The sequence below is a fragment of the Pseudomonas sp. LA5 genome, assembly GCF_028640825.1.
Classification (GTDB): domain Bacteria; phylum Pseudomonadota; class Gammaproteobacteria; order Pseudomonadales; family Pseudomonadaceae; genus Chryseomonas; species Chryseomonas aestiva.
In genome coordinates, this window is record NZ_JAQYZY010000033.1 from 65,584 (window position 1) to 78,793 (window position 13,210).

Sequence of the window (13,210 nt, forward strand, 5' to 3'; positions counted from 1 at the left end):
AGCGGCATAGCCGCCGCTAACCAGGGTACCGCCTCTCCCCTGCCAGCCAGCAATTGGTAGCATAGGGCCACCACCTCAAGAATGACGGAACAATTCGTGAGCGAACCAGATGATCCGAGCCGGGACCGCCTCAAGCTGCACTTCGCGCAACGGGTCATCCACCAGTCGCGCCAGATGCTGGAGATCTGGCAACGGCTGCAGCGAGACGAGTGGACGGCCGGCAGCCTGGTCGAGCTGACCGACGCCAACGCGCGCCTGCTGCAATATGCCAAGCGCTTCGAGCAGCAGGGCCATGCCGAACTCGCCGAGGCCATCGGTGCCTCCCTGGCCCAGGTCACCGCCAATCGCGGTCGCCTCAACAGCCAGGCCATCACCGAACTCAGCCAGGCCATGCAGAGCCTGTCGCGCACCGGGCTGCGCCAGGGCGACCAGCTGGAGACCACCAGCCTGCCGCCGCTGCGCAAGCCGATCTACATCGCCCTGCTCGACAGCGAGCGCGCCGAGCGGCTGGCGCAGCAGATGGAATACTTCGGCGTCACCATCCAGATCATCCATGGCGCCGACGACTTCCGCGCGATGATGGACAACCGTCACCCGGCGGTCATCGTCATGGACGTGGACTTCGGCGGCGCGGGCGCCGGCATCCAGCTGGCGCTGGAGGCCCAGAGCGGTCTGGAGCGCAAGCTGCCGGTACTGTTCTACAGCCACCAGGAAGCCGACACCCCCTTCCGCCTGGCCGCGGTGCGCGCCGGCGGTCAGGAGTTCTACACCGGCACCCTGGATTCGGCGCGGCTGCTGGAAAAGATCGAGACCCTCACCCGCACCGTCTACTACGACCCGATCCGCGCCCTGGTGGTAGACGACTCTCGCGCCCAGGCCATGGCCACGGAAATGGCGCTCAACAGCGCCGGGATCGTCACCCGCACCCTGATGCAGCCCGGCGCGGTGATGGCGCACCTGGCCGAATTCGTGCCCGACCTGATCATCCTCGACATGTACATGCCAGAGTGCACCGGCACCGAGCTGGCCAAGGTCATCCGTCAGCACGAACGCTATGTCAGCGTGCCCATCATCTATCTGTCGGCCGAGGACGACCTCGACAAGCAGCTGGACGCCATGAGCGAGGGCGGCGACGACTTCCTCACCAAGCCGATCAAGCCACGCCACCTGATCGCCACGGTGCGCACCCGCGCCGCCCGGGCGCGCAGCCTGCAGGCGCGCATCGTCCAGGACAGCCTCACCGGCCTGTACAACCACACCCACACCCTGCAGCTGCTCGAAGACGCCTGCTTCCGCGCGCGGCGCAGCCAGCGGCCGATCACCTTCGCCATGCTGGACATCGACCACTTCAAGCAGGTCAACGACCACTACGGCCACCCCATGGGCGATCGGGTGATCAAGAGCCTGGCGCTGTTCCTCAAGCAGCGCCTGCGCAAGTCCGACCATATCGGCCGCTATGGCGGCGAGGAATTCGCCATCGTGCTGCCCGATACCGACCTGGCCACCGCCACTCGCCTGATCGACGAGATCCGCCAGCGCTTCGCCGAGATCCACTATCCGGCGCCGCCCAAGGAACTCAGCTGCACCTTCAGTGCCGGCGTGGCGCAACTGCAGCCCGGACAGGAGATGCCCACGCTGGCCAAGCAGGCGGACGAAGCCCTCTATGCCGCCAAGCATGCGGGACGCAATTGCGTGCGCCAGTACGTCTAGCCAGACCAACCGGATGCCTCTGCTATGATCGGCCGCTGCCGATCGCCGAGAAGCCCATGCGTGTCCTGCTGTTCCTGCTCACCCTGCTGCTGACCCTGCCCGCCGCCGCCGGCCTGTTCGATGCGCCGCGCCCGACGGCCGCATTGGGCCTGGACGGTCAGCGTCCCAGTCAGCAATTCCTGCCGGTGGACCAGGCCTTTCGCCTGGAGCAGCGTCGCGACGCCGAGGGCCGCCCCCAGGTGCGCTTCATCATCGCCGAGGGTTATTACCTCTATCGGCAGCGCTTCGCCTTCGACGCCGACCCCGGCCTGCTGACCGCGCCGGTGGCCCTGCCACCTGGCGAGCCCAAGCACGACGAATGGTTCGGCGACGTCCAGGTCTATCACGCCGGCGTCGACATCCCCCTGCCCCTCGCGCCCGACCGCGGCGGCCGGATCCAGGTGACCTACCAGGGCTGCGCCGATCGCGGCCTCTGCTATCCGCCGGAAACCCGCACCCTGACTATCGCCGGCCCCGCGGCCGCCTCCGCGGCGAGCCCGGCGGTCGCCGCCCCGCCCCCTGACCAGGTGGGGTGGAACAGAATCCTGCTGGCCTTCCTCGCCGGCCTGGGACTGACCTTCACCCCCTGCGTCCTGCCGATGCTGCCCATCGTCTCGGCGGTGGTCCTGGCCGGCAAGGCGCGCCCGGGCCGTGGCCTGCTGCTGGCGCTGGCCTACGTGGTGCCCATGGCGCTGAGCTTCGCCGCCCTGGGCGCACTCATGGGCGTCTTTGGCGCCAGTCTCAACCTGCAGGCGCAATTGCAGTCGGCCTGGGTACTGATTCCCTTCGCCGCGCTGTTCGCGCTGTTCGCCCTGGCGATGTTCGGCCTCTTCGAACTGCGCCTGCCGGCGGCCCTGCGCGAGCGCCTGGAACAGCTCGCCAACGGTACCCGCGGCGGCTCCCTGGGCGGCGCGGCTACCCTCGGCGTGCTCTCCAGCCTGATCGTCTCGCCCTGCGTCTCGGCGCCCCTGGCGGGCCTCCTGCTCTATATCAGCAGCACCGCCGACTGGCTCGGCGGCGGCCTGGCACTGTTCGCCCTGGGCCTGGGCATGGGCGCCCCGCTGATCCTCATCGCCGCCGGCGGCGGCGCCCTGCTGCCACGCAGCGGCGCCTGGCTGGTGGGCATGCGCAATGCGTTCGGCGTACTGCTGCTGGCGGTAGCCCTGTGGCTGCTTGAGCGACTCCTTCCGGGCCCCCTGGCGCTGGCGGCCTGGGGCCTGCTGGCCGCCGGGGTCGGGCTGTTCCTCGGCGCCCTGGAATTTGTCCCCAAGCCGCCCCGCCAGCGCCTGTCACAACTGGCGGGCCTGGCCCTGGTGGTCTACGGCGCGGCCGCCGGCATCGGCGCCCTGCGCGGCGCCAGCGATCCCCTACGACCGCTGGGCGACGCCGCGGCACCCGCCGTGGCTGCCCGCGCGGAGGTCATGCGCAGCCTGAGCGATCCCACCGCCCTGGCGAGCAGCCTCGGCAGCGGGCGACCCCTGCTGGTGGACGTCTATGCCGACTGGTGCATCAGCTGCAAGCTGATCGAGCGCGAGGTCTTCGGCAATCCTGAGATCCAGGCGCAATTGCGCGACTTCACGCTGATCCGTTTCGATATGACGCAAAGCACCCGGGAACAGCGCCAGTGGCTGGAGCAGCACGGCCTGTTCGGCCCGCCGGCGATCCTGTTCTACGATGCCAGCGGCCAGGAGCAGGCCAAGGCGCGCATCGTCGGCGAAATCGATGCTGCGGGCTTTCTCGCCCGACTCGACGAAGCAAAAAGGCTTATCACCAGTGATTAAAAGAATTTCGCCCAACGTGCGGGCATTTCCGGCAAACGTCTAGCGACTGGACAGTCACCTCCGGTTGCGGCATAGTCCGCGGCCAATCTGGTTGCGAAATCGCGAGGCAAGTGGCTATGGCGCATCTGCTGGTACTGCACGGGCCCAACCTGAATCTGCTGGGTACCCGCGAACCGGGCGTCTACGGTGCCACCACCCTGGCCCAGATCAACGCCGACCTCGAAGCCCGCGCCACCGCGGCGGGGCATCGTCTGCAGTCGCTGCAGAGCAACGCCGAACACCTGCTGATCGAACGCATCCACGCCGCGCGCGACGAAGGGGTGGATTTCATCCTGATCAATCCGGCTGCCTTCACCCATACCAGTGTCGCCCTACGTGACGCCTTGCTCGCGGTGAGCATCCCATTCATCGAAGTGCACCTGTCGAACGTGCACAAGCGCGAAGCCTTCCGCCACCACTCCTATTTTTCCGATGTGGCGGTCGGTGTCATCTGCGGGCTCGGCGCCAGTGGCTATCGCCTGGCGCTGGAAGCCGCCTGCGAACAGCTCGCCGCACGCGGCTGAGCGCGACCCAATATCCAAAACATCACCTGAACCCGAGGGGAGAGCCAACGCCAATGGACATCCGTAAAGTCAAGAAACTGATCGAGTTGCTGGAAGAGTCCGGTATCGACGAGCTGGAAATCCGCGAAGGCGAAGAGTCCGTCCGCATCAGCCGCAACACCGGCCGCAACCAGGGCATGCAGACCGTCTACGCCGCCGCTCCCGCGCCGGTCGCCGCGCCGGCCCCGGCTGCCGCTCCGGCCGCTGCTGCGCCGGCTACCGAAGCCGCCGCTCCGCAACTGACCGGTAACGTGGCTCGCTCGCCCATGGTCGGCACCTTCTACCGCGCGTCCTCGCCCACCACTCCGGCCTTCGTCGAAGTCGGCCAGCAGGTGAAGAAAGGCGACATCCTGTGCATCGTCGAAGCCATGAAGATGATGAACCACATCGAAGCCGAAGCCAGCGGCACCATTGGCCAGGTGCTGGTCGAGAACGGTCAGCCCGTCGAATTCGACCAGCCGCTGTTCACCATTGTCTAAGCCCGTGGAGCCCACGATGCTGGAAAAAGTCCTGATCGCCAACCGCGGGGAAATCGCCCTGCGCGTGGTGCGTGCCTGCAAGGAGCTGGGCATCAAGACGGTGGCGGTTCATTCCACCGCCGACCGCGAACTGATGCATCTGTCCCTCGCCGACGAATCGGTGTGCATCGGCCCGGCCCCCTCGCCCCTGTCCTACCTGAACATCCCGGCCATCATCAGTGCCGCGGAAGTCACCGGCGCCACCGCCATCCACCCCGGCTACGGCTTTCTCGCCGAGAACGCCGACTTCGCCGAGCAGGTGGAGCAGTCCGGATTCGCCTTCGTCGGCCCCACCGCCGACGTGATTCGCCTGATGGGCGACAAGGTGTCCGCCAAGAACGCCATGAAGCAGGCCGGCGTGCCCACCGTACCGGGTTCCGACGGCGCCCTGCCGGATGACGAGGCCGAGTGCCTGCGCATCGGCCGCGAAGTCGGCTATCCGGTGATCATCAAGGCCGCCGGTGGCGGTGGTGGTCGCGGCATGCGCGTGGTCGAGGACGAGGCCGAGCTGATCAAGTCGATCAAGCTGACCCAGACCGAAGCCGGCGCCGCCTTTGGCAATTCCATGGTCTACATGGAGAAGTTCCTCGGCAATCCGCGTCACGTGGAAGTCCAGGTGCTCTCCGATGGCCAGGGCAATGCCGTGCATCTCTACGACCGCGATTGCTCGCTGCAGCGCCGGCACCAGAAGGTCATCGAGGAGGCGCCTGCGCCCCAGATCGACGAGAAGGCCCGCGAAGAGGTCCTGGCGCGCTGCGTCAAGGCCTGCATCGACATTGGCTACCGGGGCGCCGGCACCTTCGAGTTCCTCTACGAAGACGGCCGCTTCTACTTCATCGAGATGAACACCCGCGTGCAGGTGGAGCATCCGGTGACCGAGATGATCACTGGCGTCGACATCGTCAAGGAGATGCTCAGCATCGCCGCTGGCAACCCGCTGTCGATCAAGCAGGAAGACATCAAGATCACCGGCCACGCCATCGAGTGCCGGATCAACGCCGAAGACCCCAAGACCTTCATGCCCTCCCCGGGCCTGGTCAAGCACTACCATGCACCGGGCGGCAACGGCGTACGGGTGGATTCGCACCTGTACAGCGGCTACAAGGTTCCGCCGAACTACGATTCGCTGATCGCCAAGCTGATCACCTGGGGCAAGACCCGCGAAGAGGCCATGGCCCGGATGCGCAACGCCCTGGACGAGCTGATCGTCGACGGCATCAAGACCAACGCCGATCTGCATCGGATGCTGACCCGCGACCAGGCCTTCGGCCAGGGCGCGGTGAACATCCACTATCTGGAGAAGAAGCTCGGCATGCGCCACTAAGGACGTGACGGCTGCGCGTCGGCCAGGCTGCGTTGGAAATCGCCTGGATCGCCAGCCCGGCCTGGGCGGCCCCGTCGGAATGCCCATTTACCCTAGGGAGAATGGCCTCCTCGGCGATTTCCGCCTTGCCTGACCTGGCTCGCTCGCCCCGTCGGCTTCTTACCTAGCAAACGGGCTGCCCTCGGGCAGCCCGTTTTCATTTACCCTCCCCGCTTTGACCCGATTCAGGTAGCCCACCATGTCCTGGCTGCAAGTCCGCCTCGCCCTCACGCCCGCCCAGGCGGAAACCTACGAAGACCTCATGCTCGAACTGGGCGCCGTCTCGGTGACCTTCATGGACGCCGAGGACCAGCCGATCTTCGAACCGGATCTCGGCACCACCCCGCTGTGGTCCCAGACCCACCTGCTGGCGCTGTTCGAAGGCGATACCGACGCCGCCGCCCTGGAACAGCGCGTGCAACTGCTGGCCAACGGCCTGACCTACGAGGTGGAGCGCCTGGAAGACCAGGAGTGGGAACGCAGCTGGATGGACAACTTCCAGCCGATGCGCTTCGGCCAGCGGCTGTGGATCGTCCCCAGCTGGCACGAGGCCCCGGAACCCGAAGCGGTCAATCTGCTGCTGGATCCGGGCCTGGCCTTTGGCACCGGCACCCATCCCACCACCTCGCTGTGCCTGCAGTGGCTGGACGGCGAACCGGTCGCCGGCCGGCAGGTGCTGGATTTCGGCTGCGGCTCGGGCATCCTCGCCATCGCCGCCCTGCTGCTGGGCGCCGAGCGCGCCGTGGGCACCGACATCGACGTCCAGGCCCTCGAAGCCTCGCGCGAGAACGCCAACCGCAACGGCATCGATCCGGCCCGCTTTCCGCTGTACCTGCCCGCCGATCTGCCAGGCGAGCAGGCCGACGTGGTGGTGGCCAACATCCTCGCCGGTCCGCTGGTCGGCCTGGCCGAGCAGATCACCCGCCTGACCCGCATCGGCGGTCGCCTGGCCCTCTCCGGCATCCTCGCCGAGCAGGCCGAGGACGTCCGCGCCGCCTACGCCGGCTGCTTCGACCTGGAACCCACCGCCACCCTCGACGGTTGGGTGCGCATCAGCGGGACCCGCCGCCGCTGATGCGCAGCGGCGCCACCGGTCCGCTCACCCGGCGGCCCGGTGGAGGCCCTTCTTTCGCCAGGGCCTTCGGGTACACTAGCGCGCTTCACTCCCTGGCTGTCGCCTCGCCATGACCGAATCCCTCGTCGCCCAGTGTCCGCATTGCCATACCCGCTTCCGTGTCACCCAGGAACACCTGGCCGCCGCGGATGGCGACGTACGCTGTGGCGTCTGCCTGGAAGTGTTCAACGCCAGCAACCAGGCCGCGCCCCTGACGGCCCCTGAACCCGCGCCCGCGCCACCCGTGGCCGCGCCGGCGCCCACGCCCAGCGAAGCGGCCTGGCCCCATGACGAACTGGACCTGAGCCACCTGGAGCTGGACGCCGAGGTCGCCCGCCTGGGCGCCCTGGAAGAACAGCGCCGCACGCCGGTCGCTCCCATGGCGCCTGCCGCCTTGGCCGCACCGCCCGCCATGACCACGCCGCAGGAAGAGCCGGCACCGGCCCTGGGGCTGGCTGCCCGTCGCCCCCAAGACGACGAAGATGCCTACGAGCTGCCGTCGCTCGGCGCCGTCTCCGCCGAGCGCGAACCCGAGCCGGAGTCGCTGCGACTGCGGGCCGCGCCCGAGGCGGAGCCTGAGTCCGAGCCCCTGTCCCTTACCGCCGCCGAGCCGGAACCGCAACTCGAGCCCGAGCCCGAGCCGGCCTACGCACCGGTGCCCGAGACCGAGCCCGCCATCAGCCCCTTGCCTGCCGTAGCGCCGGTGGCTCCGCTCGCGGCCGTGCGCGCCCCGCTGAAGCCCGCCCCGGCCACGCCGCCCGCGCCCCTCACCGCCGCGCCGGCCGAACGCCAGGAGCCCGCGCTCGGCCGGGTCGAGGCCGACGACGACGAACGCGCCGAACCCGGCCTGGGCCGCCTCGACGACTGGCAGGAGCCGGCTGCCGAATCCCTCAGCGCCGCTCGCGACAGCGACGACGAGCCGCCGCCGGCCAAGGCCGCGAGCGGCCTGCGCAGCGAGCCGGAATGGCAGGACGATCCGCTGCTGGACCTGCACGACGAACCGCTGCAGCTGGACAGCCACCCGCAGCGCCCGCGCTGGGGTCGCCGCCTGCTGTGGATCCTGCTCTGCCTGCTAGCACTGCTCGGCCTGGCCGGCCAGTACGTCTATTACCACTTCGACGAACTGGCGCGGCAGGACAGCTATCGCCCGCTGTTCGTCCAGGCCTGTGCCAGCCTCGGCTGCAAGGTGCCGTCCAAGGTCGATGTGCAGCAGATCCGCAGCAGCAACCTGGTGGTGCGCAGCCACCCGCAGTTTTCCGGGGCGCTGCGCGTCGATGCCATTCTCTACAACCGGGCACCCTTCTCGCAGCCCTTCCCGCTGCTGGAATTGCGCTTCGCCGACCTCAATGGCCAACTGCTCGCCAGCCGCCGCTTCAAGCCGGGCGAATACCTGAATGGCGAACTGAAAGGCCAGGACGAGATGCCGCCGCAGACGCCGATCCATATCGCCCTGGACATTCTCGACCCCGGCCCGCGAGCCGTGAATTACAGCCTGAGCTTCTTCTCGCCAGAGTAGCTCCAGGGGGAATTGCTCATAAACTAGCCAACTCGCGCTTTATCCGGAGGCGGTGAGCGGGTATCATTCCCAACCCTTTTCAAGCACAGCAGCCCCTGTCCGCGGCCGGTTTCCGGCGCAGGCGGAACAGGCGCCTATTCGCCAGGGAAAAAGATATGTCGATGGTACGCATCGGCCCTTATACCTTGCCCAATCCGCTGATTCTCGCGCCCATGGCCGGGGTCACCGACCTGCCCTTCCGTCGCCTGTGCTTGGCACTCGGCGCCGGCATGGCCGTGTCGGAAATGGTGACCAGTGACGTGCGGCTCTACGACAGCCGCAAGTCGCGGCTGCGCCTGATCCACGCCAGCGAGCAGGAACCGCGTTCGGTGCAGATCGCCGGCGGCGATCCGGCGATGCTGGCCGAGGCGGCCCGGCGCAATGTCGAACTGGGTGCCCAGATCATCGACATCAACATGGGCTGCCCGGCGAAAAAGGTCTGCAACAAGGCCGCCGGCTCCGCGCTGATGAAGGATGAGGCCCTGGTGGCCGAGATCCTCGCCGCCGTGGTGGCCGCCGTCGACGTCCCCGTGACCCTGAAGATCCGCACCGGCTGGAATCCCGACAATCGCAACGGCCTGCGCATCGCGCAGCTGGCCGAAGCCGCGGGCATCCAGGCCCTCGCCGTGCATGGCCGCACCCGGGACGACCGTTTTCTCGGCGCCGCCGAGTACGACACCATCGCCGCCATCAAGCAGGCGGTCGATATCCCGGTGTTCGCCAACGGCGACATCGACAGCCCGGAAAAGGCCCGCTGGGTGCTCGAACACACCGGCTGCGACGGCCTGCTGATCGGCCGCGCCGCCCAGGGGCGCCCCTGGATCTTCCGCGAGATCGCCCACTACCTGGCGACCGGCGAGCACCTGGCGGCGCCCGGTGATGCCGAGGTGGAGGCCATCCTGCTGGAACACCTCGACGCCCTGCATGCCTTCTACGGCGCGGAAATGGGCGTACGCATCGCCCGCAAGCACGTCGGCTGGTACCTGGCCGACCGGCCGGGCGCCGCGGAATCGCGCGCCCAGTTCAACCGACTGCAAGACACCCAAGCCCAGCACGCCAGCATTCGCGCGTTCTTCGCGCAGCCCCCGACCGGGAAGCAGGTGGCATGAATTCGATGACCGAGACTTTGACTGGAACAGCGCCTGTGAGTGACAACGGCGACCTCAAGCAGCACCTGACCGCTCCCCTGCAGGAGGGTCAGACGCTGCGCGACAGCGTGGAAAAGGCGCTGCGCAACTATTTCGCCCACCTCGATGGGCAGCCGGTGACCGACGTCTACAACATGGTGCTCTGCGAAGTGGAAGCACCCCTGCTCGAAAGCGTGATGAATTACGTCAAGGGCAACCAGACCAAGGCGTCGGAGATGCTCGGGCTCAATCGCGGCACCCTGCGCAAGAAGCTCAAGCAGTACGACCTGCTCTGATCCGCCTCATCGCCGGCGGCCCAGGGGGCTTGACCGGCGGTCTTTCTCCTCCTGATGGACATGACCATGACCGACCAGACCTCTCGCCTCCCCGTCCGCCGTGCGCTGATCAGCGTGTCCGACAAGACGGGCGTCGTCGACTTCGCCCGCGAACTCGCGGCCATCGGCGTGGAAATCCTGTCCACCGGCGGTACCTACAAGCTGCTGCGCGATGAAGGCATCCCAGCGGTGGAAGTCGCCGACTACACCGGCTTCCCGGAGATGATGGACGGTCGCGTCAAGACCCTGCACCCGAAGATCCACGGCGGCATCCTCGGTCGTCGCGGCGTCGACCACGAGGTGATGAGCGAGCACGGCATCCGCCCGATCGACCTGGTCGCGGTCAACCTCTATCCCTTCGCCGCCACCGTGGCCAAGCCCGGCTGCAGCCTGGCCGACGCCATCGAGAACATCGACATCGGCGGCCCGACCATGGTCCGCAGCGCGGCGAAGAACCACAAGGACGTCGCCATCGTGGTCAATGCCAGTGACTACGCGGCCATCCTCGACGACCTCAAGGCCGGTGGCCTGACCTATGCCCAGCGCTTCGATCTGGCGCTCAAGGCCTTCGAGCACACCGCCGCCTACGACGGCATGATCGCCAACTACCTGGGCAGTATCGACCAGCAGGCCGAGACCCTGACCACCGAAGGCCGCGCCGCCTTCCCGCGGACCTTCAGCGCCCAGTTCATCAAGGCGCAGGACATGAGATACGGCGAGAATCCGCACCAGCAGGCGGCCTTCTATGTCGAGCACGCCAGCGAAGCCTGCGTGGCCACCGCCACCCAGCTACAGGGCAAGGAACTGTCCTTCAACAACGTCGCCGACACCGATGCCGCCCTGGAGACCGTGAAGAGCTACGGGGAACCGGCCTGCGTCATCGTCAAGCACGCCAACCCCTGCGGCGTGGCCGTCGCCGGCGACATCCGCCAGGCCTATGAACTGGCCTATGCCACCGACAGCGAATCGGCCTTCGGCGGCATCATCGCCTTCAACCGCGAACTGGACGCCGAAACCGCCCGCGCCATCGTCGAGCGCCAGTTCGTCGAGGTGATCATCGCCCCGCGCGTCAGTGCCGAAGCCCGCGACGTCGTCGCGGCCAAGGCCAACGTCCGCCTGCTGGAGTGCGGCGAGTGGCCCGCCGAGCGCAAGCCCGGCCTGGACCTCAAGCGCGTCAACGGTGGCCTGCTGGTGCAGAGCCGCGACATCGCCATGATCACCGCCGACGACCTCAAGGTGGTGACCCGCCGCGCGCCCAGCGAGCAGGAGCTGCAGGACCTGATCTTCGCCTGGAAGGTGGCCAAGTTCGTCAAATCCAATGCCATCGTCTACGCCAAGGGCCAGCAGACCGTGGGCATCGGCGCCGGCCAGATGAGCCGCGTCAACTCGGCGCGCATTGCCGCCATCAAGGCCGAGCATGCCGGTCTGGCCGTGGCCGGCGCGGTCATGGCCTCGGACGCCTTCTTCCCCTTCCGCGACGGCATCGACAACGCCGCGGCCAACGGCATCACCGCGGTGATCCAGCCGGGTGGCTCCATGCGCGACGCCGAGGTGATCGCCGCCGCCGACGAAGCCGGCATCGCCATGGTCTTCACCGGCATGCGCCACTTCCGCCACTAAGGCCCGCCACGGCGAGGGCCGCAGCCTTCGCCGTCGACCCATTTGCGTGGCGGACGTGTCCAGCGCCCGCCCAGAGGAAAGCTTCATGAACGTACTCATCATCGGCAGCGGCGGTCGCGAACACGCCCTGGCCTGGAAGGTCGCCCAGGACACCCGGGTCACCAAGGTCTACGTCGCCCCCGGCAACGCCGGCACCGCCACCGAAGCCAAGTGCGAGAACGTCGCCCTCGACGTCCTGGCCCTGGAGCAACTGGCCGACTTCGCCGCCGCCAACGTCGAGCTGACCATCGTCGGTCCCGAGGCGCCGCTGGTGGCCGGCGTGGTCGACCTGTTCCGCAGCCGTGGCCTGCCCTGCTTCGGCCCCACCGCCGGCGCGGCGCAACTGGAAGGCTCCAAGGCCTTCACCAAGGATTTCCTCGCGCGCCATCAGATCCCCACCGCCGCCTACGCCAACTTCACCGAGGTGGAGCCGGCGCTGGCCTATCTGCGCGAGCAGGGTGCGCCCATCGTGATCAAGGCCGATGGCCTGGCCGCCGGCAAGGGCGTGATCGTCGCCATGACCCTGGCCGAAGCCGAGGACGCCGTGCGTGACATGCTCTCCGGCAATGCCTTCGGCGATGCCGGTGCGCGAGTGGTGATCGAGGAATTCCTCGATGGCGAGGAAGCCAGCTTCATCGTCATGGTGGATGGCAAGAACGTGCTGCCGATGGCCACCAGCCAGGACCACAAGCGCGTCGGCGACGGCGACAGCGGTCCCAACACCGGCGGCATGGGCGCCTACTCCCCGGCGCCGGTGGTGACCGCGGCGGTCCATGACCGGGTCATGCGCGAGATCATCGAACCCACCGTGGCCGGCATGGCCAGCGAAGGCAATGTCTACACCGGCTTCCTCTATGCCGGCCTGATGATCGACCAGAGTGGCGCGCCCAAGGTCATCGAATTCAACTGCCGGTTCGGCGATCCCGAGACCCAGCCGGTGATGCTGCGCCTGCAGTCCAGCCTGGTGCTGCTGGTGGAGGCCGCCCTGGCCGAGGCCCTCGACAAGATCGAAGCCTGCTGGGATCCACGTCCGAGCCTGGGCATCGTCCTGGCCGCCGGCGGCTATCCGGGCGACTACGCCAAGGGTGACGCCATCGCCGGTCTCGAGGCCGCCGCAGCGCTGCCGGGCAAGGTGTTCCACGCCGGCACCGGCCTGCGCGACGGTCAGGTCGTCACCGCCGGCGGTCGGGTGCTGTGCGCCACGGCTCTGGGCGAAACGGTCTCCGCCGCCCAGCAGAACGCCGCTGCGCTGGCCCGGGAAATCTCCTGGCAGGGCTGCTTCTACCGCAACGACATCGGCTACCGCGCCATCGCTCGCGAGCGACAGTGAAGCTCGCCTAAGGGATCAGCCTGTTACACTGTTACGTCAACAGACGTGACGGGCTGGTCTATACTCGACGTCCGCAT

11 protein-coding genes are annotated in these 13,210 nt (G+C 67.9%); all 11 read left to right on the forward strand.

Translation table 11 applies throughout. The features are described from left to right. Positions 1-96 precede the first annotated feature (96 nt). The 11 genes from PVZ72_RS10760 (at position 97) to purD (ending at position 13,133) form a co-directional block, all read left to right on the forward strand. The gene (locus tag PVZ72_RS10760; RefSeq protein ID WP_187980395.1) at positions 97-1,710 is read left to right on the forward strand and encodes a response regulator; all 1,614 of its coding nucleotides are present in this window, start codon (positions 97-99) and stop codon (positions 1,708-1,710) included. A 56-nt stretch (positions 1,711-1,766) separates the two neighbouring features. Continuing rightward, positions 1,767-3,530, forward strand: coding sequence for a protein-disulfide reductase DsbD (dsbD, locus tag PVZ72_RS10765; protein ID WP_187980396.1), 1,764 nt, complete (start codon positions 1,767-1,769; stop codon positions 3,528-3,530). Between the two features lie 116 nt (positions 3,531-3,646). Then, positions 3,647-4,093, forward strand: coding sequence for a type II 3-dehydroquinate dehydratase (gene aroQ, locus PVZ72_RS10770; RefSeq protein WP_017641056.1), 447 nt, complete (start codon positions 3,647-3,649; stop codon positions 4,091-4,093). Between the two features lie 53 nt (positions 4,094-4,146). Then, positions 4,147-4,611 (forward strand): acetyl-CoA carboxylase biotin carboxyl carrier protein, encoded by a 465-nt coding sequence (gene accB / locus PVZ72_RS10775; RefSeq protein ID WP_187980397.1) that lies wholly within the window; start codon positions 4,147-4,149, stop codon positions 4,609-4,611. Between the two features lie 16 nt (positions 4,612-4,627). Beyond that, positions 4,628-5,974 (forward strand): acetyl-CoA carboxylase biotin carboxylase subunit, encoded by a 1,347-nt coding sequence (gene accC / locus PVZ72_RS10780; protein ID WP_187980398.1) that lies wholly within the window; start codon positions 4,628-4,630, stop codon positions 5,972-5,974. A gap of 238 nt (positions 5,975-6,212) precedes the next feature. Then, positions 6,213-7,088: a 50S ribosomal protein L11 methyltransferase gene (gene prmA / locus PVZ72_RS10785; RefSeq protein WP_158890978.1), complete on the forward strand. Its 876-nt coding sequence runs from the start codon at positions 6,213-6,215 to the stop codon at positions 7,086-7,088. A 109-nt stretch (positions 7,089-7,197) separates the two neighbouring features. Beyond that, entirely contained in the window at positions 7,198-8,643 is a 1,446-nt protein-coding gene (locus tag PVZ72_RS10790; protein ID WP_273861876.1) for a DUF3426 domain-containing protein, read from the forward strand. A 155-nt stretch (positions 8,644-8,798) separates the two neighbouring features. Then, entirely contained in the window at positions 8,799-9,791 is a 993-nt protein-coding gene (gene dusB / locus PVZ72_RS10795; RefSeq protein WP_187980400.1) for a tRNA dihydrouridine synthase DusB, read from the forward strand. After that, positions 9,788-10,105, forward strand: a complete 318-nt coding sequence (gene fis / locus PVZ72_RS10800; RefSeq protein WP_026083845.1) for a DNA-binding transcriptional regulator Fis — start codon at positions 9,788-9,790, stop codon at positions 10,103-10,105. Before dusB ends, fis begins: the two co-directional genes overlap by 4 nt. Positions 10,106-10,171: 66 nt before the next feature. Continuing rightward, positions 10,172-11,764, forward strand: a complete 1,593-nt coding sequence (purH, locus tag PVZ72_RS10805) for a bifunctional phosphoribosylaminoimidazolecarboxamide formyltransferase/IMP cyclohydrolase (RefSeq protein ID WP_273861877.1) — start codon at positions 10,172-10,174, stop codon at positions 11,762-11,764. 85 nt (positions 11,765-11,849) lie between these two features. After that, complete coding sequence (gene purD / locus PVZ72_RS10810; protein ID WP_273861878.1) at positions 11,850-13,133, forward strand: phosphoribosylamine--glycine ligase; 1,284 nt, start codon at positions 11,850-11,852, stop codon at positions 13,131-13,133. Positions 13,134-13,210 lie beyond the last annotated feature (77 nt).